Source organism: Achromobacter anxifer (assembly GCF_903652925.1).
In the GTDB taxonomy this organism is placed as follows: domain Bacteria; phylum Pseudomonadota; class Gammaproteobacteria; order Burkholderiales; family Burkholderiaceae_B; genus Achromobacter; species Achromobacter anxifer.
The window spans coordinates 488,922-512,128 of the sequence record NZ_CAHLAR010000002.1 but is presented as its reverse complement, the minus strand read 5'-3'; the positions used below and the strand labels follow the sequence as shown (position 1 = coordinate 512,128).

Below are 23,207 nucleotides of genomic sequence, written 5' to 3'. Positions count from 1 at the left end.
AATTATTCATGATCAAACCGATGAGGTAAACGGCGGCAGCAAACGTCCTACGGCTGACATCAACACCGCTTGGACACATACATGTCGTTTCCCCACACCGTCCGGCGCGCTCGCCGCCCGGGCGCCGCGGCCGCTCTGCTCGTCGCCGCCCTGATCTCGGCCTCCCCGGCTTCGGCCCAGCCCGCCGCGCGCGGCGCCGCCTACGATCTGCCCGCGCAGCCGCTGGGCGAGGCGCTGCTTGCGCTGGGCCGGCAGGCCGGCCTGGAGATTTCCTTCCCGCCGGCAGCCGTGGCGGGCAAGACCGCGCCCGCGCTGCAAGGCGAGTACTCGCCCCTCATGGCCTTGAACCGGCTGCTGGAAGGATCGGGCCTGTCGCTGCGCGCTGACGGACCCGGCCGCTACATCGTGTTCGTGGACAAGACCAGCCAGTTCTCCGCCCTGCGCCTGGACGCCGTGCGGGTCTATGGCGAGCAGATCGGCGAACGCGTCTACACCCGCGAGGACATTGCCGACACGCCCAGCTCCAACCGGGACCTGAGCACGCTGGTGGCGACGCATCCGGCCGTGCGCACCAACCCGGGCGCCGCCGGCTCGCAGAACCGCGGTTCGCTCAACGTGGAGGACATTTCCTTCCACGGCTCCAGCCCCTACCAGAACCTGTTCCAGCTCGACGGCATGGATGCCACCAACCGCGTGGACCCGGCCAGCAAGAACCTGAACCTGCAGGTCGGCAATGTGCCCAGCAATCCGCAGTCGTACTTCGTCGACACTAGCCTGCTGGAGGAAGTGCGGGTGCACGACAGTTTCGTGCCCGTGGAGTACGGCCGCTTCACCGGCGGGGTCGTCGATGCCAGGCTGCGCCGCTTCTCCGGCGAAAACCGGCTGAACCTCGACTACCGCTGGAACACATCGAAGATGACGCGACAGGAGGTGGCCGAGGGCGAGCAGAACAGCTGGGCGCAGGGCAAGCCCGGCTACTCGCCCGAATGGAAGAAGCGCTTCTACTCCGCCGTGGGCGATGTGGCTTTCAATGAGAAATCGGGCGCCGTGCTGGCCATGTCGCGGCGCGAATCGGACATCACGCGCTGGAACATGGGCGTGGATGAGCGAGGCCAGCCGGCTCCCGGCCAGGACCGCTACAGCGACCGCATCGACAACTTCCTGGGCAAGTTCAGCGTGCGCGCCAGCGCCGACACCACCGCCGACCTGACGCTGAAATACAGCGACCGCAGCGAAACCCTGGCCAGCGACCTGTTCCGCCATACGCGCTGGGACAACAACCATGCCGCGCGCGGCGTGGGCGCCAACCTGGAGCACGTCTTCCAGGGCGGACGACTGGCGCTGCAGGCGGGCTGGGACCGTTCGCTGAGCAACCGCGCATCCGTCGGCGACGAACTCGTGACCTTCGCTCCCTATCAACTGCCGCGGTACACGGCGGGCGGCTTCGGCAAGGAACAGAAGCGGCAAGACACCTGGACCTTGAAGGGACGCGTGGACCTGGACCCCGTGCGCACGGGCGTGTTCACCCACCTGCCCTACGCGGGTGTGGAGCTGTACCAGGTGCAGGCCAACTTCGAACGCTTCCAGGAAAGCCATTCTTACCAACGCGCCTACAACCGCGACGGCAGCTACCGGGATTTCAGCAAGGTCCGCTACCTGCCCGGCACCGTCGACGTGAACTACAACATGGCGAGCCTGTACCTGTCTGATCGCATCGAATGGGAGCGGCTGGCCCTGGACGCCGGCCTGCGCTACGACCGCGAGACCTTCCTCGGCAACAACAACATATCGCCGCGCACGCGGCTGGACTGGGACGTGTCGGGATCGGGCGACACGCTGCTCAGCGCCGGCTGGTCGCGCTACTACGGTTCGGGGGTATTGGAGACGGCGCTTGAAGAGGAAAGGAGCCGCCTGCGGAGGCAGGTGCTGGACAAGAACGGCAAGCCCGTGGCCGATGGCAGCAAGGAGTACTACGTCCACTACAAGGGCCTGCGCATGCCGTACGACGACGAATGGGCGGTCTCGCTGCGCCAGCGCATGGCGGGCATGGAAGGCGTGCTGAGCTACGTGCGGCGCAATGGGCGCGACCAGTGGACCAAGACCGGCAACGAAAAGGACGGCTACCGCTACACCAACGAAGGCCTGTCCACCACCGACGGCGTCAGCCTGTCCGTGCGCACGCTGGAACCCTGGCGGCTGGGCGAAACGCGCTGGAACATGCAGGCCAGCTGGAGCTGGCAGAAGCGCAAGACCAACGTCGACCTGGTCGAAGGCTACAACGCCGACGCCCGCGACCCTGACGAATACGTGATCTACAACGGCTCGCGCATGCGCGCCATCGACCTGCCGCCGTCCACCTTCTACCAGCCGCAAGTCGCCACGCTCAGCCTGGTCGGCGCCTGGCCACGCACGGGGCTGACCTGGAGCAACATGGTGAACTGGCGCAGCAAGCGCGATGCCACCGTTTATGTGGGCTTGGGCCCGCGGCCCGATTACCTGGACCGCTTCGAGTCCGGCCAGATCCCTTCCTATTGGACCTGGGACACCAAGCTCGCCTGGAATCCGACCTTTGCGCGCAGCCTGGAATTCACGGTCGAGGTCCTGAACGTGCTGGACCGCAGGCCTGCCGTGACGGCCAGCAATCCGAACCTCAAGACCAACCGCAGTACCTACCAGACGGGGCGCGAGCTATGGCTGCAAGTCGGCTACCGGTTCTGATCCTGGGCCTGGCGCTTGCGCTGGCGGCACCCGCCAGCCGCGCGGACACTGCGGGGAATACAAGGCCCGCAGCGGACGCGGCCGCCTGCAAAGGGCCGGCGGGCTGGGACGCGGCATGCCTGCGGCGGCACTACGCCGGACCGTCCGCGGCCTGGCCCGCGCCCGTCATCGATCCCGGCGTGGCCTGGCGCGAGTGGGCGCCGGTGCCGTCCGCTTCCAGTGCGCCGCTGAGCTGGACCGCCGCCAATGCCGGCCAGCAGGAGCTGGCGGCCGACGTGGCCCGCCCGGCCATCGTGACCTTGGGACAGACGCTGTTCTTCGATACCCGGCTGTCGCGCAAGGGACAGGTTTCGTGTGCCTCCTGTCATCTGCCGCAACGCGCCTTCACCGACGGGCTGGCGCTGGCGGTGGGCGAAGACAAGCTGATGGGCAGGCGGCGCTCCACGCCGCTCTATGCCGCGCCGTTCGCGCCGCGGCTGTTCTGGGACGGACGCGCCGCCAGCCTCAAGCAACAGGTGCTCGGCCCCATCCACGATCCGCGCGAGATGAATCATGATGCCGGCGGCGTCGTGGCGCGCCTGTTGGACACCGAACCGTATCCAGCGGAATTCCTGCGGGCATTCGGCGCGGCGCCCGCGCCGCAACCGCCGGTGGACGCGGACCGGCTGGCGCGCGCGCTGGCGGCCTACGTCGCCACCCTACGTCCCGAGCCCACGCGCTTCGACGAATTCCTGGACGGCCGACCCGATGCCCTGGACGACGCCGAGATGGTCGGCATGCACCTGTTCCGCACCCAGGCGCGATGCATGAACTGCCACAGCGGGGCGCTGCTGACCGACCACGGTTTCCACGACATCGGCCTGTCCTTCTACGGGCGCCGCAACCAGGACCTGGGCCGCTACGAGGTCACCCGGGACGCCGCCGACCTGGGTAAGTTCCGCACGCCCAGCTTGCGCAATGTCTCGCGCGCCGGACCATGGATGCACAACGGCCTGTTCCCGGACCTGAAGGGGCTGCTGCGGATGTACAACGCGGGCATGGGTCGCGACCCGGCTCCTGCCGATCCGCCAGACCCCCATGCCCCGCGCAAGTCCGAGCACATCCGGCCGCTGGACCTGAGCGCGGACGAGATCGACGCCTTGCTGGCGTTCATGCGGGTTTTGTAGAGCTGAGGGAAAGACGGCGCCCCCTAGGGCGCCGTCTACCTGGCATTACGAGTACGGGCGCTCGCGCAGGCGGGTGTGGTGGTCGACCACGGTGTCGATCACTTCACGCAGGATGGTCTCGGCCAGGGCGGGCGGCACGCCCGCTTCCTGCGCCAGGCGGCGGATGCGCGCGACCTGCTGCTCCTCGCGCTTGGGGTCCACCAGGTCCATGTCCAGCTCGCGCTTGAGCTCGCCGATCATGTCCGTGCAACGGAACCGCACGCCCAACAGCAGCATGATCTGCTGGTCGATTTCATCGACCTCGGCGCGCAGCGACGCCAGCTCGGCTTTGGGGGAATCGGTGTTGGCCATATGTCTCAACCTTGAACAATATCAAGCTTGGCGATGCCCAGCGCCAGGGTCTTGGCGCCTACGTCGCGGAACTGGATTTCAGCCTGGGCGTCCTGCCCTGCTCCGCTCAAGCCGATGATCGTGCCCTCGCCGAACCGCGCGTGGTGCACGCCCTGACCTACACGATACTGCTTGTCGCCCACCGTGACGCCGGTGGTGACGCTGCGGGCTTGACGCGGCGCAATGGTATTGGTGGGCTTGCGGCCGAACGCGTCGCCGCGGTTGCCGCCGCCCCAACCCGCCCCCGTGCTGCCAACCTGGGCCAGGCCGGCCTTGGGCGACAGCCACTTCAGGTGCTGCTCGGGAATTTCATCCAGGAAGCGCGACCGCATCGCATAGCGCGTCTGGCCGTGCAGCATCCGGCTTTGCGCCAGGCTGATGTACAGGCGCTGGCGCGCGCGCGTGATGGCCACGTACATGAGGCGGCGCTCTTCTTCCAGGCCGGAAGCTTCCAGGACGCTGTTCTCGTGCGGGAACAACCCCTCTTCCAGGCCGGTGATGAAGACCGCGTCGAACTCCAGGCCCTTGGCCGCGTGCACGGTCATGAGCTGCACCGCGTCCTGGCCTTGCTGGGCCTGGTTGTCGCCGGCTTCCAGCGCGGCATGCGACAGGAACGCGGCCAGCGGCGTCAGGCCGTCGGACGCGACCACGGGCGCATCCACCACGCCCGCGTTGAGCGTGGACGCCGTGTCCTGCTCGGGCACCACGCCGGCAGGCATGCCGTCGTAGTTTTCCTCGGACGCGAACACTGCCGCGGCCGTGATCAGTTCGTTCAGGTTTTCCAGCCGTTCCGCGCCTTCGCGCTCTGCCTTGTAGTGCGCGTTCAAGCCGCTGGCCTCGAGCATGTGCTCGACCATTTCGGGCAGCGGCAGGTCGCGGGTCTCTTCGATCAGGCGGTGGATCAGCTGGGCGAACTGCGCCAGGTTGGAACCGCCCTTGCCGGGCACCAGGGCCACTGCCGCATACAGGCTGGTGTCGTGCGCGCGCGCGGCGTCGCCCAATTGTTCCAGCGTGCGCGCGCCGATGCCGCGCGTGGGGAAGTTGACGACCCGCATCCACGAGGTGTCGTCGTGGGGATTGGCCATCAGGCGCAGGTAGGCCAGCGCGTGCTTGATTTCCTGGCGCTCGAAGAAGCGCAGGCCGCCGTAAACCTTGTAGGGGATGCCGGCGGAGAAGATGGCGTGTTCCAGCACGCGCGACTGCGCGTTGCTGCGGTAAAGCACGGCGATCTCGCGGCGCAGGCTGCCTTCGCGGATCAAGGAACGGATTTCGTCCACGATCCACTGCGCTTCCATGCCGTCGGACGGCTGCTCGATGACGCGTACCGGCTCGCCGTCGCCTTGCTCGGTCCAGAGGTTCTTGCCCAGCCGCCCGGTGTTGTGGCCGATCAGCGCGTTGGCGGAATCCAGGATGTGGCCAAAGGAACGGTAGTTCTGCTCCAGGCGGATCACGGTGCCACGCGCGTAGTCGCGCTCGAAGTCGGCCATGTTGCCGACGTTGGCGCCGCGGAAGGCATAGATCGACTGGTCGTCGTCGCCCACCGCGAAGATGGCCGCGCCGCCGCCGGCCAGCAGCCGCAGCCACTTGTACTGCAGCGTGTTGGTGTCCTGGAACTCGTCGACCAGGATGTGGCGGAAACGGCGCTGGTAGTGCTCGCGCACGGGCGCGTTGCGCGACAGAAGTTCGTAGGCGCGCAGCAGCAGCTCGGCGAAGTCCACCACGCCCTCGCGCAGGCACTGGGCCTCATAGAGCTGGTAGATCTCGATCAGGCGGCGGCGGTGGGCGTCATAGGCTTCGACATCGGCGGGGCGCAGGCCCTCTTCCTTGGCGCCGTTGATGAAGCGCTGCACATCGCGGGGAGGATACTTTTCGTCGTCGACGCCGTTGGCCTTCATCAGGCGCTTGATGGCCGCGAGCTGGTCGGTGACGTCCAGGATCTGGAAGCTCTGCGGCAGCCCGGCGTCGCGGTGATGCGCGCGCAGCATGCGGTTGCACAGGCCGTGGAACGTGCCGATCCACAGGCCGCGCGTGTCGATTGGCAGGATGGCCGACATGCGCGCGAGCATCTCGCGCGCCGCCTTGTTGGTGAACGTGACCGCCAGAAGCCCAAAAGGCGAGGCCTGGCCGGTTTGAATCAGCCAGGCCATGCGGGTGGTGAGCACCCGGGTCTTGCCGCTGCCCGCCCCGGCCAGGACCAGGGCGTGCTGCGGTTCTAACGTTACTGCGGCGCGTTGTTCAGGGTTGAGCTTCTCTAGCATCATGCCGCGTAGCGGCGCAGACGTTGAGCGAATTGCTCGAGCCCGGCGATGCCGCTTTGCTGGGCGCGCTGGCACCAGGCCTGCAGGTCATGAAGGAGCTGTTCGCTGCTGGCGCTGGAGCTTTCCCAGATACGGCCGAGTTCACGGCGCATCTGCACCAGCGTGGACAGCGACTTGTTCTGGGCAATGGCCTTGTCCACGGCGGCCAGCTGTTCCGGCTGGAGGATGTCCTCGTTGCGGTGGATGGCGCGGCGCACGCTGTGCAGCTTGGTCCAGTCGCATTCGGCGGAGCCCTTCTTGCGCGAATCCTTCAGCTTGGCCATTTCCTCGCGGGCGGCGCTCTTGATCACGTCCGCATAACGGGCCATGACTTCGTAGCGGTGCGTGATCACGCCCTGCAGGGTGCGCAGGTCGATGCCGGTCTTGCTGTCGTCCAGCTTGAGCTTGGGCGCAACCTTCTTGATCTTGGCCAGGCCGAAGAACTTCAGGATGTTGATGTAGCACCAGCCGATGTCGAATTCGTACCACTTGGCCGAGAACTTGGCCGACGTGCCGTGGGCGTGGTGGTTGTTGTGCAGCTCTTCGCCGCCAATCACGATGCCCCAGGGGAACACGTTGGTGCTGGTATCCGGGCTGTTGTAGTTGCGGTAGCCCCAGTAGTGGCCGATGCCGTTGACGACGCCGGCGGCCCAGAAGGGAATCCAGGCCATCTGCACAGCCCACACCGTGACGCCGATGGCGCCGAACAGGGCGATGTCGATGGCGAGCATGGTCAGCACGCCCCACAGGCTGTGCTTGCTGTAGACGTTGCGCTCGAGCCAGTCGTCAGGCGTGCCGTGGCCGAACTTGGCCATGGTTTCCTTGTTGTTCGATTCTTCGCGGTACAGTTCCGCGCCGCGGAACAGCACCTTCCAGATGCCGAACAGGATGGGCGAATGAGGATCGCCTTCCTTTTCGCACTTGGCGTGGTGCTTGCGGTGAATGGCGACCCATTCCTTGGTGACCATGCCGGTCGTCATCCAGAGCCAGAAGCGGAAGAAGTGCATGACGGCCGGATGCAGATCCAGACCCCGGTGCGCTTGGCTGCGATGGAGGAAAACCGTGACCGACACAATGGTGATGTGCGTCACTACCAGCGTGAAAACGACGACCTGCCACCAAGTAGCTTGGGTCAGACCGCCGGCAATGAAGGAGAGGATGTAATCCATAAAGCTGTAAGGAGCCTCGCTTAAGAAGTGCCTGAAGTTTAGCGTACCTTGCCTGACTTATGACAAGGTAGTTTCAAAATAGTTTTTGAGCGAAATCAAGGACTAAGCCCCGGTTTTTCAGGGCAAAAAGCCATACTCGCCACCACTGACGAAGGTTGCGAGGCCGAGCCTTGCGGCACGCGGCGCTATGGCCGTCCTCCCCAGGGAAGGTGGGGGGCATACGCGAAGGCGCAAGGTTTTGGCTACATTTCGCCGTTAAAGTTCCTGTCAGCTTGGAATCCGGTCTTGAAGCGGACTTGCGGCTGGCGCACACTGCGGGTGTTTTTGCCGCCCAAACTGTCTCATTTGTCCCACTGATGTTGCTGAAAAAAATACGTCCCCATTTATTTTACGCCCTGGCCACGCTGACAGCCGCGCTGCCGGCCGCCGCTTCCGCGCAGACCTTGAAGTCGGGAGACGTCGCCGTGCTGGCCTCGTATTACGAGATCCGGGGGTCGGACTGCCTGGCGCTGCGCGCGCCCAGGCTCTCGCTCACCATGATGCCGCGGCTGGGCAAGGCCAGCGTCATGCAGACGCGCGGCCAGTCCAGCGATTCCGGCCGCTGCGCCTACCAGACCGTCCCGGTGTCGCAGCTGGTCTATCAGGCGGACCAGGCCGGCAGCGACACCCTGGCCTGGGAAGTGAAGTACCAGAACAAGACACTGGGAACGCGCCGCTACAGCGCCACGGTGGTGGTCACGCCGGGTCCCTGACCCGGCGCCTCCACACTCAGGCCGGCTGGCCCTGCTCGCCGGCCGCAGCGGTGTCGGCCTGCTCTTCAGCCGGCGCATCGCCAGCGTCCATAGCCTCTGCCTCGTCGGCGGCCGCTGCGGCGCCCTTCTTCTTGCGCTCGAACACCGCGGCGAAAAAGCCGTCCGTGCCGTGCACGTCCGGACGCAGCTGCACGTAGGGGCCTTCCAGCTTCAGATTCTCGCAGCGGGCGGCCAGGATCTCGGCCGCGTCCAGACGCTCGAAATCGGGGTGGCTGGCCAGGAAGCGCTCGGCCTGCACCTCGTTTTCCTCGGCCAGCAGGCTGCACGTGGCGTAGACCAGGCGGCCGCCCGGAGCCACGCAGCGCGCCGCGCTGTTCAGGATGCGCTCCTGGAGCTGGCCCAGTTCAGCCAGCGCCTCGGGGTGCTGGCGCCATTTCAGATCCGGATTGCGGCGCAAGGTGCCGATGCCGCTGCACGGGGCGTCGACCAGCACGCGTTGGGCCTTGCCGGCCAGGCGCTTCACGCGGGCATCGTTTTCGCTGTCGATGACGACGGGCACCACGTTCGACAGGCCGCTGCGCGCAAAGCGCGGCTTGGCGCGCGCCAGGCGGGCGGCGGAAACGTCGAATGCGTACAGGCGGCCGGTGGAGCGCATCAAGGCGCCCAGCAGCAGCGTCTTGCCGCCGGCGCCGGCGCAGAAATCGATGACCATTTCGCCGCGACGCGGCGCGACCAGCAGGGCCAGCAGCTGGCTACCCTCGTCCTGGACTTCGATGCTGCCGTTCTCGAACTGCGGCCAGCGGTTGATGGCCGGGCGGCCTTCCATGCGGATGCCCCAGGGCGAATAGCTCATGGCGACCGGCTCGTAGCGGCCGGCGCCCTGCTGCAATTCGGCCAGCATGGCGTCGCGCTCGACCTTCAGCGGGTTGACGCGCAGGTCCAGGCTCGCCTGGCGGTTCAGCGCCTCGATGAGGGTGTCGGGGCTGTCCATGGCGCCCAGGCGCTCGTCCAGCCAGTCCGGGATGCTGCCGCGCAACGCGCGCGGCAGGGTCGCCAGGTCGATCTGCGACACGCGCTGCAGCCATTCGGCTTCGGCGGCGTCCATGCCTTCGGCCAGCGCCTCGGCGCCCAGCGTCGCGGCCAGGCCCAGGATGGCCAGGCGGCGCGAGGCGGGACCGACACCGCTTTCGCCGAATTGGCGGTAGCGGCGCAGGTGGCGCAGCACGTCGTAGACGGCTTCGGCTACCTCGGAGCGGTCGCGCGCGCCCAGGTTGGGATGATTGCGCAGCCAGTGCGACAGCGCCGCGTCGGCCGGATAGGTCCATTGCAGGATTTCACCCAGGACGCGCTGGACCTGGTCGATGCGGATGGCCGCGTGCGATTGGCGCGGGCGGTTGAACTGGGGCTTCTGCGGCGCGTGGCCGTGGCCGCCCTGACCGCCCTGACCGCCCTCGCCGCCACGTTGGCCACCACGCTGGCCGCGGTCGCCGCCACGGTCCTCGCCATGCGAGGAGCCGTAGGCCGGACGCGAGTCCGGGCGGCGTTCCGAACCGTAGGAGGCGCGCTCGCCACCACGGCCTTCGCCACGCGGCGCGTCGTAAGACGGACGTGAGCCCGGACGCCCTTCGCGGCGTTCCGAACCGTAGGAGGCGCGTTCGCCGCCGCGACCTTCGCCGCGAGGGGCGTCATAGGACGGACGCGGACCCGGGCGGCCTTCGCGGCGTTCCGAACCGTAGGAGGCGCGTTCGCCGCCGCGACCTTCGCCGCGCGGGGCGTCGTAGGACGGACGCGGACCCGGACGCCCTTCGCGACGTTCCGAGCCAAAAGCAGCGCGTTCGCCGCCACGGCCTTCGCCGCGCGCGGGATCGTAGGACGGACGCGGGCTCGGGCGGCCTTCGCGGCGGTCCGAGCCATGGGAAGCGCGTTCGCCGCCACGGCCCTCGCCGCGCGGGGCGTCATAGGACGGGCGCGGCGTCGGGCGGCCGCCGGAACGGTCTTCGCGGGAGGCGTCGCGCGAACTGTCGCGCGCAGCCGGCGCGCGCGCGTCGCCCTTGGGGCGCGAGAAGAAGGACCGACCGTCGCGGCCTTCGGCACCGCCTGCCGGACGAGAACGCGGGGATTGGGGTTTAGTCATGGTGTATTCCAGTGGGGCGGAGGGCTTCCGCCCGAAAAATTCAGTTCAGGCCGCTCAGGCGGCCGGCGACCAGGCGAAAAGGCGGTCGGGATCGCCCTGCACGTTCACCCGGTGGTCGCTGGTCAGGGTAACCCGGCCTTCGGCAAGCCAGCGCACCGCCGCCGGGAAGGCTTGGTGCTCCACCGCCAGCACGCGCTCGGCCAGCGATTCGGGCGTGTCGCCCGCCAGGACCGGCACGCTGCCCTGGGCGATGATGGGCCCGTGATCCAGCACCGGCGTGACGAAGTGCACCGTGCAGCCATGCACGCGCACCCCCGTCGCCAGGGCCTGGGCGTGGGTATGCAGCCCCGGAAACGCGGGCAGCAACGAGGGATGGATATTGACCAGCCGGCCGGCGTAGTGATTGACGAAGCCGGGCGTCAGGACGCGCATGAAGCCGGCCAGGATGACGTAATCGGGTTCGTAGCGGTCGATTTCGGCGGCCAGCGCGGCGTCGAAGGCTTCGCGGCTGGCGTAGTCCTTGTGGAACAGGGCGGCCGTGGCGATGCCCTGGTGGGCCGCCCATTCCAGGCCGGCGGCGTCGGGCCGGCTGGCGATGACGGCGGCGACTTCGGCCGGCCAGCCCTCATTGCGGCAGGCCTCGGCCAATGCCTGCATGTTGCTGCCCCGTCCCGAGATCAGGATGACCAGGCGGCGCTTGGTGGTAGATATTTCCGGCAAGATAAGGAATTCCAAGGGAAATCGGGCCCGTCCGCCCCCTGCAATTCCGCGCGCGGCAACAGCCTGGACGCACGGCAGGAAGGGATAGGAACAAACCCGGAATCCAAAATTGTAAACTCTCGCTCGTGAAACCATCGCTGCGCATCTACCGATCCCTGCCCCCGCCCGACCGGCGCGCCCCTTGCGCGCTGACGATCGGCAATTTCGACGGCGTCCACCGCGGACACCAGGCCATGCTGGCGCGCGTCTGCCAAGTCGCGCGCGAACGCGGTCTTACGCCCTCGGTCATGACCTTCGAGCCGCATCCGCGGGAGTATTTCGCCACCCTCAATCACCGCCCCGAGCTGGCGCCGACCCGGATTTCGGGTTTGCGCGACAAGCTGGCCGCGCTGGCGCGCTACGGCATCAGTCAGGTCGTGGTGGAACGCTTCAACGCCCGGCTGGCCGAAATGTCGGCCAACGCCTTCATCGAGCAATTGCTGGTCCAGGGCCTACACGCCAAATGGCTGCTGGTGGGCGAGGACTTCCGTTTCGGCCATAAGCGCAGCGGCGACATCGACTTGCTGCGCGAAGCGGGCCTGCGCCACGGCTTCGAGGTGCAAACGCTGGCGGACGTGACCGACCAGCAAGGCCACCGCATCTCCAGTTCGGAAGTGCGCACCGCGCTGGCGGTCGGCGACCTGGAGCGCGCCCGCCACCTGCTGGGCCATCCGTTCCATATCAGCGGCCACGTGATCCACGGCCAGAAGCTGGGCCGTACGCTGGGCTTCCCGACTATGAATCTGCGGGTGGCCGAGCGCTGCGCCGCGCGCTCCGGCATTTATGTGGTCCAGGTCTATGGCCTGGCCGACCGCCCGCTGCCGGCCGTCGCCAGCCTGGGCGTGCGTCCCACGGTCGAGGACCGCGGCCGCGTGCTGCTTGAGTCGCACCTGCTCGACGAGACCGTCGACGCTTACGGTAAACTCGTACGCGTCGAATTCCTGCAAAAGCTGCGGGACGAAGAAAAATTTCCTGACCTCCCTTCCCTGACTGCCGCCATCGCCGAAGACGCGCGAAACGCGCGCGCCTATTTTGCCGTTCATGGACTATAAAAAGACCCTCAACCTGCCCGATACTCCCTTCCCCATGCGGGGCGACCTCGCCAAGCGCGAGCCCGCCTGGATTTCGCAGTGGGAGGAAAACCACGTCTACCAGGCGATCCGCGCCGCCAGCCGCGGCCGGCCGCGCTTCGTGCTGCACGACGGCCCGCCCTACGCCAACGGCGACATCCACATCGGCCACGCGGTCAACAAGATCCTGAAGGACATCATCGTCAAGAGCCGCAACATGGCCGGCTATGACGCGCATTACGTGCCGGGCTGGGACTGTCACGGCATGCCGATCGAAATCCAGATCGAAAAGAAATACGGCAAGCACCTGCCCGTGGCCGAAGTGCAGTCCAAGGCCCGCGCCTACGCGCTCGAACAGATCGACCGCCAGCGCAAGGACTTCAAGCGCCTGGGCGTGCTGGGCGAGTGGGATCGTCCCTACATGACGATGAACTTCAGCAATGAAGCCGACGAAATCCGCGCGCTGGGCCGCATCCTGGACAAGGGCTACGTGTTCCGCGGCCTGAAGCCCGTGAACTGGTGTTTCGACTGCGGCTCGGCCCTGGCTGAAGCCGAAGTCGAGTACGCCGACCGCGTCGACCCGGCGGTGGACGTGGCCTTCCCGTTCGCCGAGCACGCCAAGCTGGCCAGCGCCTTCGGCCTGGAATCCGTGGAAGACGGCGCCATCGTCATCTGGACCACCACGCCCTGGACCATTCCGTCCAACCAGGCGCTGAACCTGCACCCTGAAATCGAATACGCGCTGGTGCGCGTGTCGCCGGTTCCCAAGTTCGGCCCCCTGCTGCTGATCGCCAAGGAGCGCGTCGAGGCCTGCCTGAAGGCCTGGAACCTGGAAGGCGAAGTGATCGCCACGGCCCCGGGCGCGGCGCTGTCGGGCATCGAATTCCGCCACCCGCTGGCGCAGTTCAACGCCGCCTACGACCGCAAGTCGCCCGCCTACCTGGGCGACTACGTGACGGCCGACTCCGGCACCGGCGTGGTGCACTCGGCGCCGGCCTACGGCATCGAGGACTTCATCTCGTGCAAGGAGCACGGCATGAAGGACACCGACTTCATCAGCCCGGTCATGGGCGACGGCAAGTACGTGGACAGCCTGGCGCTGTTCGGCGGCCTGTCCATCTGGGACGCCAACCCCAAGATCGTCGAGGCGCTGCAGGAAGCCGGCGCGCTGATGCACGTGGAAAAGCACAAGCACAGCTACATGCACTGCTGGCGCCACAAGACCCCCATCATCTATCGCGCCACCAGCCAGTGGTTCGCCGGCATGGACGTGGCCCCCAAGGATGGCGGCCCGACCCTGCGCGAATCCGCCCTGGCCGGCATCGACGCCACCGCCTTCTACCCGGCCTGGGGCCGCGCCCGCCTGCACGCCATGATCGCCAACCGCCCCGACTGGACGCTGTCGCGCCAGCGCCAATGGGGCACGCCGATGGCCTTCTTCGTGCACAAGGAAACCGGCGAGCTGCATCCGCGCACCTCCGAATTGCTGGAACAGGTGGCGCAGCGCGTCGAGCAAGGCGGCATCGAAGCCTGGCAGACGCTGGATCCGCGCGAACTGCTGGGCGACGAGGCCGACCAGTACGAAAAGAACCGCGACACGCTGGACGTGTGGTTCGATTCGGGCAGCACGCACGCCACGGTGCTCGGCGGCAAGGATGGCGACTTCGCCGGTTCGCACGGCGCTGAACTCGCCTGGCCCGCCGACCTGTACCTGGAAGGCTCGGACCAGCACCGCGGCTGGTTCCACTCGTCGCTCCTGACCGGCTGCATGCTTTACGGCCAGCCGCCCTACAAGGCCCTGCTCACGCACGGCTTCGTGGTGGACGGCCAGGGCCGCAAGATGAGCAAGTCGGTGGGCAACGTGATCGCCCCGCAAAAGGTGTCCGACTCGCTGGGCGCGGAAATCCTGCGTCTGTGGGTGGCGTCCACCGATTACTCGGGCGAACTGTCCATCTCCGACGAGATCCTGAAGCGCGTGGTCGAAGGCTACCGCCGCATCCGCAACACGCTGCGCTTCCTGCTGGCCAACCTGGCCGACTTCGACGCGGTGACGCAGTCCGTGCCCTACGGCGAACTGTTCGAGATCGACCGCTATGCGCTGGCCATGACGGCCCAGATGCAGGCCGAGGTCCAGGCCAACTACGAACGCTACGACTTCCACCCGGCCGTGTCGCGCCTGCAGACCTTCTGCTCGGAAGACCTGGGCGCGTTCTACCTGGACATCCTGAAGGACCGCCTGTACACCTCGGCGGTGGACAGCCGCGCGCGCCGCTCGGCCCAGACGGCCCTGCTGGACATCACGCAGACGCTGCTCAAGCTGATGGCCCCGATCCTTTCCTTCACCGCTGAAGAAGCCTGGAAGGAACTGGTCAATTCCGCGCTGAAGAACCAGGCCGATGCCGCCCGCACCACGATCTTCACCGAGGTCTACCACGCGCTGCCGCCGTTCGCGGACGCCGACGCCCTGTCGGCCAAGTGGACCCGCCTGCGCGCCATCCGCGCCGAAGTCCAGCGCAAGCTGGAAGAAGTGCGCACGGCCGGCGACATCGGCTCGTCGCTGCAGGCCGAAGTCGACCTGTACGCCAACGGCGCCGACCAGGAGCTGCTGGCCAGCCTGGGCGACGACCTGCGCTTCGTGCTGATCGTCTCGCGCGCCACCGTGCACGCCGGCGAAGGTGAAACCCGCATCGAGGTCACGCCGTCCACGCACAAGAAGTGCGAGCGCTGCTGGCACTGGCGCCTGGACGTGGGCCAGGACGCGGACCACCCCGAGATCTGCGGCCGCTGCGTGTCCAACCTGTTCGGCTCGGGCGAAGCCCGCGACAAGGCTTGAACATGGCCCGCCCCTCCGAACCCGGAGTGACGGGCGCCGCCGCCCCCGCCCGCCCCGCGCCGGCGCGCGTAGGCGGCTGGCTGGCCCTGGCGCTTGCCATCATCGTGCTGGACCAGCTGACCAAGATCTACTTCAACACCTCGTTCCAGTACGGCGAACGCGTCAACGTGCTGCCGGTCTTCGACTTCACGCTGATGTACAACCGCGGCGCCGCGTTCAGCTTCCTGGCGTCCGAGGAAGGCTGGCAGCGCTGGCTGTTCACCGGCCTGGGCTGCGTGGCGGCGGTGGTCATCACCATCATCCTGCGCCGCACCCATGGCCAGCCCCGCTTCAGCCTGGCGCTGACCCTGATCCTGGGCGGCGCCATCGGCAACGTCATCGACCGCGTGGTCTATGGCCACGTGGTGGACTTTCTGCTGTTCTACTGGAACAACTCCTACTTTCCCGCCTTCAACCTGGCGGACGTGGGCATCACCTGCGGCGCCATCCTGCTGGTGCTGGACGAGCTTTTGCGTAGCCGCAAGGCCAAGACCTGATGCCGGCCAGCCGGGGCGCCACGCCCCGGCTTTGCCCCTGCTTCCCACCGGTTTTTGTCCTGCTTGATGCCCCCTGCACGCATCGCGAACGGCGCAATGCCGCAATGCAGAATAAAATCACTGTCCGTTCCTCGTTTACACGGCGCTGATCCCGCCGCCTCCCTCATGCTCGACCTCGCCCGCAAACGCATCGTCCTCGGCCTGACCGGCGGCATCGCCTGCTACAAAATCGCCGAACTGGTGCGCCGCATGACCGAACAAGGCGCCACCGTCGACGTGGTGATGACGGAGGCAGCCACGCACTTCATCACCCCGGTCACCATGCAGGCGCTGTCGGGCCGCCCGGTGTTCGTGGACGCCTGGGACGCGCGCGTGCCCAACAACATGGCGCACATCGACCTGACGCGCGGCGCGGACGCGGTGCTGATCGCGCCGGCCAGCGCCGACTTCATGGCCAAGCTGGCGCACGGCATGGCCGACGACCTGCTATCCACGCTGTGCCTGGCGCGCGCCTGTCCGCTGCTGGTGGCGCCCGCCATGAACCGCGAGATGTGGGCCAACCCGGCCACGCAACGCAACGTCGAACAATTGCGCGCCGACGGCATCAGCGTGCTGGGCCCCGCCGCCGGCGAGCAGGCTTGCGGCGAGACCGGCGACGGCCGCATGCTGGAAGCGCATGAACTGCTGACCGACCTGATCGCCTTCTTCCAGCCCAAGCTGCTGGCCGGCCGCCATGTGCTGCTGACCGCCGGCCCCACCTCCGAACCCGTGGACCCGGTGCGCGTGCTGAGCAACCGCTCTTCCGGCAAGACCGGCTACGCGCTGGCGCGCGCCGCGCGCGAGGCCGGCGCCCGCGTCACGCTGATTTCCGGCGCCACCTTCCTGCCGGTGCCGCGCGGCGTCACCGCGCTGTCGGTTACCACGGCGCGCCAGATGCATGACGCCGTGATGGCCAGCGCGGCAGACGCGGACATCTTCATCGCCGTGGCCGCGGTGGCGGACTGGCGCGTCAAGAACGTCAGCAACCAGAAGCTGAAGAAAACCAGCGAAGGCGGCGGCGCGCCCGTGATGGAATTCGAACCCAATCCGGACATCCTGGCCGAAGTGGCCAAGCTGCCCAATGGTCCCTGGTGCGTGGGCTTCGCCGCCGAAACCGAAAAGCTGGCCGAACACGCCGAAGCCAAGCGCACGCGCAAGGGCATTCCGCTGCTGGTGGGCAATCTGGCGCACAAGGTCATGGACGCCGACACCACCGAACTGGTGCTGTTCGACGAACAAGGCACCCATCCCCTGCCCGCCGCCGACAAGCTGGATGCGGCCCGTCGCCTGATCGCGGAAATCGCCGCCAGACTGCCGCAATAAAAAGCGGGCGCCATAGCCCGACCCGGCCGCGTTGAAGAGCCCCTGTCTACGGACGGGGGCTTTTTCTTGCACGGAACATTCGTCTCCGACGCCCCGCCGCGCTCAATGGATATGTTCCTCGGCCGAGCGGTCCTCCCGCTCCATCTGCAGCGTCGTATGGTGCAAGTGGAAATCCGCCTGCAAGCGGGTCTCGATGGCGCGCCGTACTTGTTCGCCGTCCGCGCCCTCCGCCAGCACCACGTGGCCGGTCAGCATCGGGTTGGCCTGGGTCACTGCCCACAGGTGTATGTCGTGGATGGAGGCCACGCCCGCGGTGTCCAGGATCGCATCGCGCACGGCCTGCAGGCTCATGCCCGGCGGCACGCCCTCCAGCAGGATGTTCACGCACTCGCGCAGCAGCACCCAGGTGCGCGGGAACACCATGAAGCCTATGCCCACCGCCAGCGCCGAATCGACCCAGCGCCAGCCCGTCAGCCAGATGACCACGGCGCCGACGATCACGCCGATTGACCCCAGCATGTCGGCCCACACCTCCAGATAGGCGCCCTTCACGTTCAGGCTCTCGTCCTTGGCGCTTGCCAGAAGGCGCATGGAGATCAGGTTGACGATCAGCCCGACCACGGCGACCGCCAGCATTCCCAATGATTGGATGTCCGCCGGCGCCGATAGGCGCTGATAGGCCTCGTACAGGATGTAGAACGCCACGCCCAGCAGCACCAGCGCATTGACCGCCGCCGCCAGGATCTCGAAGCGGGCGTAGCCGTAGGTGCGCATCAGGTCCGCCGCCTTGCGGCCCGCGCGTATCGCCACCAGCGCCAGCAGCAAGGCCATGGCGTCGGTCATCATGTGCATGGCATCGGAAATCAATGCCAGGCTACCGGTGATCATTCCGCCCACGACCTCCACCAGCATGAAGCTGCCCGTCAGGGCGAAGGCGATCCAGAGGCGGGATTCGGGCAAGGCGCGCACGTCGCCGTGCTGGTGGCTGTCGCTCATGGGGGTCCTTGTGGTGATTCTTGTGGCGGTTCGTTGTGGTGGTTCGTTGCGGCGGTTCTTCTAATGGTCCTTCGCGGCGAAAAGGAATCAGGGTTGATTCGCGCGCGCGACGGCCGTGCCGCATTGCCCGCAGAAGCTCGCCCCGGCAGCGAGGGCGGCCCGGCACTGGGGACATGTGGCCGCCGCCAGCGTAGCGCCGCATTGTGAACAATACCGGCTGCCGGCCGCCTGCGCCGCGCCGCAGCCATTGCAGGCGACGGCAGCCGCCTGCGCGGGCCCGCCCGGCGGATTGCCGTAAGAGCCGCCCCGATGGCCATCGTGACCATGGCGGCCGCCATACCCCTGGCGGCTGCCATGGCCGCCCAGCAGTTGCTTCAATATGCCCATTTCAGACTCCAGATCGCCTGGTCGGCGAATTGCCAGGCCTCATGAAAAAGCCTGAAGCTACTTCAGAGTCAAGCGCGATGGTCCGCGCAAAAAACAAACCCTCCGTTTTACGGGAGGGTTTGCCGGCAGACTGGCTGCTGCTAGCTGCTTGTCGCTGGCTGCTTGTCGCTTGTTGCTTATTGCTAGCTGCTTGTTGCTTGCGGCTTGCGGCTTGCGGCTTGCCACCCGCAGCTTGCCGCTTGCCGCTTGCCGCTTGCCACTTGCTGCTAACCGCTTACTGCTCCAGGCTGATGTTCGCCGCCTTGACGATGTCAGCCCACTGCTGGCGGTTCTTCTCCAGGAACTGGCCGAACTGCTCCGGCGTCATGCCCGTGACCGGCTCCGAACCCAGGCCGGCCATCTTCTCGACCAGCGCGGGCTGCTTCAGCACGTCCTGCATGGCCGCGTAGTAGGCGGCCAGCACGTCGGCCGGCAGGCCGGCGGGCGCGAACACGCCTTGCCAGGTCGGCATGTCGAAGCCCTTCAGGCCCTGCTCATCCAGCGTCGGCACATTGGGCAGCTGCGGGGAGCGCTTGAGCGAGGCCACGGCAATCGCCTTGACCTTGCCCTGCGAGGCCAGCGGCGCGGCGGTGGAGATGTTGTCCATCGTCATGGCGATGTGCCCGCCCAGCAGGTCGGTGATGACGGGCGCCGCGCCGCGGTAGGCGGCATGCGGCACCTTCACGCCCAGCTTGTACAGCATGGTCTCGGCGATCAGGTGGTTGGAAATGCCCACGCCGGCGGTGCCGTAGGTGGCGGTCGGCGTCTTCTGGAAGTATTCCTTCAGCTCGGCCAGGTTGTTGGCCGGCACGTCCTTGTTGACGATGACCACGTTGGGCTGCACCGCGGCCAGCGTGATGGGCGTGAAATCCGTAGGCTTGTAGTTCGTGCCCTTGGGGTTCAGGACATGGGTGATGGCCATGGAACCGGCGGCGGCGATGCCGATGGTGTAGCCGTCGGCCGGCGACTGGGCCAGGCGGTAGGCCATGATGTTGCCGCCCGCGCCAGCCAGGTTTTCCACCACGACGGGCTGGCCCAGGCGCTGCGACAGCGGCTCGGCCAGCAGACGAGCCAAGGTGTCGGCTGAGCCGCCGGGCGCGAAGCCCACCAAGAGGCGCACCGGCTTGGCGGGTTTCCACGCGTCGGCGGCAAGCGCCGGCGTGGCCGTCAGGGCGGTGACGGCGAACAGTGCGCCTGCGGCGCGATACAGAGTACGGCAGAACATGAAAAACACTCCCAACGATTGATTGACGAAGCCCGCTTCGTCTCCTCTCGCCGCTCGCCGCCGCGCGCCTGCCGCGCTTCGAAAAGCACGGCAGGCGCGCGGCGGTCCCGCGGCGTTATTCCAGTATTTGCGCCAGCGTCTGCGCGACCATGCGGTTCGACAGCAGCACCGGACGGCCGGAGGCTTGCGCCACCGCCTGGCGCATGCGCTCGGCATAGCCCATGCAATGCATGATGATCAGGTCGCACGACGCCAGCTCGCGGCCCGCGCGCTCGAAGTTGCGCGCGGCCTGGGCGGCGTCGGCTTCGTAAGGCGAGGCATGGACGACCACGGTCTCGCAGGACAGCGGCACGACCATGTGGAAGGCGTCGACCTGCGCTTCCAGCGGCACCACCAGCCCCACCTTGCGGCAATGCTCGGCCAGGCCGGCAACCAGATGGTCCACGACCTGCTGCGGCTCCACCACCAGCGTGCGCATCGGCGCGATCGCGGTGCCGGTGCACAGAGGCACCAGCACGTCGTAGCCCGCGGCATCGGCCTGGCGCATGACCTCGGCCAGGCGCGCCTCGGCGGCGGCCGCGTCCAGTTCGATCTGCGAGCCGTCGCGCATGCGCGTGGCGAAGCGGTACTCGCCCGGCTTGGGCGCCAGCGCGGCCAGGCCCGCTGCATCCAGGCCGTCGAGCGCGCCGAATTCGTCGATGCGCACCTGCGCGCCCAGCAGCGGCGCCATCTCGGGCACCACGTCGCTGCGCGGCGACTGGCCGATGGTGAAGAACGCCACGCGGCGTTGCGGCGCGCTCATGCGGCGCCCGCGTCTTCGCGGCCCACGGTCTGCAGATGCGCCATCGAACCGTAGCGGCTCTGCAAGGCGGCCCATTCGGCTTCGTCGACAAAGCTCATCGCACGTTGCCCGTAGAGCTTGGCGATTTCGATGCAGAAGCGCATGGCGACGTCGGCGTCCACGGCGTTCGTCACTCCCGTGGCGCAACCCGGCACGGTGGTCTGCGCCGTCAGCGCCACGCCCACCACCGGCGCGCCCGTGACGATCGTGGGCTGCATCAGCGAGTTCACGTGCCACAGGCCGTTTTCGTACGGCGTGATGTCTTGCGTGGTCAGCGGCAAGGTCACCGGCAGTTCGCCGCTGACCCAGCCCATCACGTCCAGCATGGTTTCCGGAATGCGCAGCAGGTAGCCCTGGCGCGCGACCGGCGTCAGCGCCACGCCGCGGTGGTTGACCAGGCGGTTGCCGCGCGTGGTGTCGACCGACAGGATCGCGTCCATGCGCGGATCGACTTCGTGCGACATCATCTCGCGCATGGGAAACGGCGAGCGCATCATCGGCACCGGGTGATGCGGCCGCGTGCCGGCGCGCGGGCAGATGTGGGTGCGGATGCGCACCGTGCCCGGCAGCACGTCGCCCTGGCGGGCCATGGCCATCAGCTTGAAGGCCGCGGCGATGGCGACCACCGCGCCGTCGCTGTCGGACACCAGGCCGGTGACCGCGGGGCGCGCGCCGATGCCGCCCAGGCGGCCCACGATGCCCAGCTGCGGCGCGGCGTCGTCCAGGCCGGGAATCACGATGGACAGGAATTCGGTGGCGGCGCCGTCGCGCTCCAGCCGGGTCACTTCGACTTCGCAGTTGCCGGCCGCGCGCAGTTGCTGGGCCACCGCCTCGCCCGTGATGTGGGCGGAAGACAGCAGTTCGATGGTATCGATGACGTGCTTCATGCCGGGATCTCCACCGGCCCCGGACGGAACACGCGCGGCTCCTCGCGTCCCAGGAACAGCGGCGCGTCATGCGGGCCGATCAGGTCGATGCTGGCGCCGCGCACGCGCAGCGCGGAACCTTCCGGCAGGCCGAGCACCGGCATCTGCGGATTCAGTGTGCAGAACTCCGCCAGGCGCTGGGCGCGGGTTTCGCCGCGATGTCCGGGGGGATGCGCGTTGGTGTAGTGCGGGTTGATCTGGAACGACAGCAGGCCCAGGGCGTCGAAGCCTTCCGGGTCCGTGATGGGCATATCGTTGGTGGTGCAGATGCTGGGGCAGGTCAGGTTGGATCCGGCGCTCCAGCCCAGGTAGGCCGCGCCCTGGCGCACGCGGCGCGCCAGGGCTTCGAGCAGGCCCTGGCGGCGCAGCTGGCCCAGCAGGTTGAAGGTATTGCCGCCGCCCACGATGATGATGGCGGCGCGCTCCAGCGCGGCGGCCGGATCCTCGGCGCGGTGCAGCCCCTGGATGTCCAGGCCGGTGTCGGCCAGCGCCGAGGCCACCAGCGCGGTGTACTCGTCCCAATCGCGGGTGACGCCCGCGTACGGCACGAAGACGGCCGGCGCGCCCTGCGGCAGCGAGGCGATCAGTTCGCGGATGTCGGGCAGCGCGTGGACCAGATAGCCGGCGTCGCTGCTGGAGTTGCTGAGGAGCAGTAGGTTCATGTGGAAGATTTCCGTAAGGGGATTTTCTGGATGTCCGCCAGCGCGGACGCATCTGTGGGCCTGGAAGGACTCAGGCCAGCCAATAGGGATCGTTCAGGTCGCGCCCCAGCTTGCCCACCTGCTGCAGCACCAGCTCGCGCAGGCGGGCGACGCGGTCGGCGTCGGCCTGGAAGGCAACGAAGGACAGGCACAGGCCGCGCAGCTCGCCGGTGGCGGGGTCGCGCACCGCGGCGGCCACCGCGCCTATGCCGGGCATGGCCTGGTCGATGGCCACGCCGCAATGGTCGGCGCGGGTCTGTGCCACCAGCTTGGCCAGCTCGCCGACCGTGGCGGGGCAATCGCGCCCTTCCCTGGGCAGCGGCAGGCCGGCATCGGCGCCGTACAGGGCCTCGAATTCGCTCTCGCTCAGGCGAGACAGCAGCGCCCGGCCCATGGCGGTGCCCGACGCGGCGCGGCGCGAGCCCGGCGGCGACAACACCTGGACCGGATGCGAGCCATTCAAGCGCTGCAGCACCACGGTCTCGCGCTGGTTCAGGGTGGAAAGGTAGGCGGTCAGGCCGCTGTCGTCGGACAGCCTGGCCAGCACGACGCGGCAGGCGTCATCCAGCGGCGTGGCCGCCATGCCGGCGCGCACGGCCTGGGCCAGCATGGTCCCGGCGCGGTAGCGGCGCGTGCCCGCGTCCTGGTCCAGCAGTCCGTAGTGCTGCATCTGGTTGAGCAGGCGCGATGCCGTGCTCTTGGGCATGGACAGGCGCGACGCCACTTCGGTGAAGCTCAGCTCCGACGCGCCTTCCGCATACAGCGCCAGCACGCGCTGCACGCCATCGAGAATACTCATGGTTGTTCCATAAAACGGAACTTATGTTCCTGTTAAGCGAACAAGAATAATGCAGGGGCTTAAGGCCGGTCAATATGGCCGGCGATGAAAAAAGCCCCCGGGATCCG

General features: G+C 67.6%; 20 protein-coding genes. 8 read left to right on the top strand and 12 right to left on the bottom strand.

The window, feature by feature from the left end:
- The first annotated feature begins 81 nt into the window (after positions 1-81).
- Both HWY37_RS07725 and HWY37_RS07720 read left to right on the top strand, forming a co-directional pair.
- On the top strand, positions 82-2,718 hold the full coding sequence (locus tag HWY37_RS07725; protein ID WP_176088284.1) for a TonB-dependent receptor: 2,637 nt from the start codon (positions 82-84) through the stop codon (positions 2,716-2,718).
- Positions 2,691-3,884, top strand: coding sequence for a cytochrome-c peroxidase (locus tag HWY37_RS07720; protein WP_176088283.1), 1,194 nt, complete (start codon positions 2,691-2,693; stop codon positions 3,882-3,884). The genes HWY37_RS07725 and HWY37_RS07720 overlap by 28 nt, the downstream gene beginning before the upstream one ends.
- 45 nt (positions 3,885-3,929) lie before the next feature.
- Here the strand turns inward: HWY37_RS07720 and HWY37_RS07715 are convergent, their stop codons facing one another.
- From HWY37_RS07715 to HWY37_RS07705, 3 genes are read right to left on the bottom strand one after another with little or no spacing between them, the layout of a single operon-like run.
- Positions 3,930-4,235 (bottom strand): chorismate mutase, encoded by a 306-nt coding sequence (locus tag HWY37_RS07715; protein ID WP_176088282.1) that lies wholly within the window; start codon positions 4,233-4,235, stop codon positions 3,930-3,932.
- 5 nt (positions 4,236-4,240) lie between these two features.
- Positions 4,241-6,535, bottom strand: a complete 2,295-nt coding sequence (locus HWY37_RS07710; RefSeq protein WP_175205740.1) for a UvrD-helicase domain-containing protein — start codon at positions 6,533-6,535, stop codon at positions 4,241-4,243.
- On the bottom strand, positions 6,532-7,740 hold the full coding sequence (locus HWY37_RS07705; protein ID WP_175205739.1) for a DesA family fatty acid desaturase: 1,209 nt from the start codon (positions 7,738-7,740) through the stop codon (positions 6,532-6,534). The genes HWY37_RS07710 and HWY37_RS07705 overlap by 4 nt, the downstream gene beginning before the upstream one ends.
- 356 nt (positions 7,741-8,096) lie before the next feature.
- Between HWY37_RS07705 and HWY37_RS07700 the strand changes: the two genes are divergently transcribed.
- Positions 8,097-8,492: a hypothetical protein gene (locus HWY37_RS07700; RefSeq protein WP_175205738.1), complete on the top strand. Its 396-nt coding sequence runs from the start codon at positions 8,097-8,099 to the stop codon at positions 8,490-8,492.
- A gap of 16 nt (positions 8,493-8,508) precedes the next feature.
- Here the strand turns inward: HWY37_RS07700 and HWY37_RS34835 are convergent, their stop codons facing one another.
- Together HWY37_RS34835 and purN are read right to left on the bottom strand one after the other, a co-directional pair.
- Positions 8,509-9,855, bottom strand: coding sequence for an RsmB/NOP family class I SAM-dependent RNA methyltransferase (locus tag HWY37_RS34835; RefSeq protein WP_176088493.1), 1,347 nt, complete (start codon positions 9,853-9,855; stop codon positions 8,509-8,511).
- 825 nt (positions 9,856-10,680) lie between these two features.
- The gene (gene purN / locus HWY37_RS07690) at positions 10,681-11,337 is read right to left on the bottom strand and encodes a phosphoribosylglycinamide formyltransferase (protein ID WP_175210556.1); all 657 of its coding nucleotides are present in this window, start codon (positions 11,335-11,337) and stop codon (positions 10,681-10,683) included.
- A gap of 134 nt (positions 11,338-11,471) precedes the next feature.
- Between purN and HWY37_RS07685 the strand changes: the two genes are divergently transcribed.
- From HWY37_RS07685 to coaBC, 4 genes are all read left to right on the top strand, one after another.
- Entirely contained in the window at positions 11,472-12,437 is a 966-nt protein-coding gene (locus tag HWY37_RS07685; RefSeq protein WP_175210552.1) for a bifunctional riboflavin kinase/FAD synthetase, read from the top strand.
- A complete protein-coding gene (gene ileS / locus HWY37_RS07680) occupies positions 12,427-15,288 on the top strand; it encodes an isoleucine--tRNA ligase (RefSeq protein WP_175210550.1) in 2,862 nt (953 codons plus the stop codon). The genes HWY37_RS07685 and ileS overlap by 11 nt, the downstream gene beginning before the upstream one ends.
- 2 nt (positions 15,289-15,290) lie before the next feature.
- Complete coding sequence (gene lspA, locus HWY37_RS07675) at positions 15,291-15,824, top strand: signal peptidase II (RefSeq protein ID WP_175210548.1); 534 nt, start codon at positions 15,291-15,293, stop codon at positions 15,822-15,824.
- A gap of 165 nt (positions 15,825-15,989) precedes the next feature.
- A complete protein-coding gene (gene coaBC, locus HWY37_RS07670) occupies positions 15,990-17,186 on the top strand; it encodes a bifunctional phosphopantothenoylcysteine decarboxylase/phosphopantothenate--cysteine ligase CoaBC (protein WP_176088281.1) in 1,197 nt (398 codons plus the stop codon).
- A 102-nt stretch (positions 17,187-17,288) separates the two neighbouring features.
- Here coaBC and HWY37_RS07665 read toward each other — a convergent pair whose 3' ends face one another.
- On the bottom strand, positions 17,289-18,182 hold the full coding sequence (locus HWY37_RS07665; protein ID WP_176088280.1) for a cation diffusion facilitator family transporter: 894 nt from the start codon (positions 18,180-18,182) through the stop codon (positions 17,289-17,291).
- 87 nt (positions 18,183-18,269) lie between these two features.
- Positions 18,270-18,548, bottom strand: a complete 279-nt coding sequence (locus tag HWY37_RS07660) for a zinc ribbon domain-containing protein (RefSeq protein ID WP_246302242.1) — start codon at positions 18,546-18,548, stop codon at positions 18,270-18,272.
- On the opposite strand from HWY37_RS07660, the gene HWY37_RS34755 reads away from it, so the two are divergent.
- Positions 18,492-18,614, top strand: coding sequence for a hypothetical protein (locus HWY37_RS34755; protein ID WP_281372168.1), 123 nt, complete (start codon positions 18,492-18,494; stop codon positions 18,612-18,614). The two genes, HWY37_RS07660 and HWY37_RS34755, sit on opposite strands and share 57 nt — an antisense overlap.
- Positions 18,615-18,843: 229 nt before the next feature.
- Here HWY37_RS34755 and HWY37_RS07655 read toward each other — a convergent pair whose 3' ends face one another.
- From HWY37_RS07655 to HWY37_RS07635, 5 genes are all read right to left on the bottom strand, one after another.
- Positions 18,844-19,833, bottom strand: a complete 990-nt coding sequence (locus tag HWY37_RS07655; RefSeq protein WP_176088278.1) for a Bug family tripartite tricarboxylate transporter substrate binding protein — start codon at positions 19,831-19,833, stop codon at positions 18,844-18,846.
- A gap of 115 nt (positions 19,834-19,948) precedes the next feature.
- Complete coding sequence (locus HWY37_RS07650; RefSeq protein WP_176088277.1) at positions 19,949-20,635, bottom strand: AroM family protein; 687 nt, start codon at positions 20,633-20,635, stop codon at positions 19,949-19,951.
- On the bottom strand, positions 20,632-21,561 hold the full coding sequence (locus tag HWY37_RS07645; RefSeq protein WP_176088276.1) for a DUF1177 domain-containing protein: 930 nt from the start codon (positions 21,559-21,561) through the stop codon (positions 20,632-20,634). The genes HWY37_RS07650 and HWY37_RS07645 overlap by 4 nt, the downstream gene beginning before the upstream one ends.
- Positions 21,558-22,262, bottom strand: a complete 705-nt coding sequence (gene pepE / locus HWY37_RS07640) for a dipeptidase PepE (protein WP_176088275.1) — start codon at positions 22,260-22,262, stop codon at positions 21,558-21,560. Before pepE ends, HWY37_RS07645 begins: the two co-directional genes overlap by 4 nt.
- A gap of 70 nt (positions 22,263-22,332) precedes the next feature.
- Complete coding sequence (locus tag HWY37_RS07635; protein ID WP_176088274.1) at positions 22,333-23,100, bottom strand: IclR family transcriptional regulator; 768 nt, start codon at positions 23,098-23,100, stop codon at positions 22,333-22,335.
- Positions 23,101-23,207: the final 107 nt, after the last annotated feature.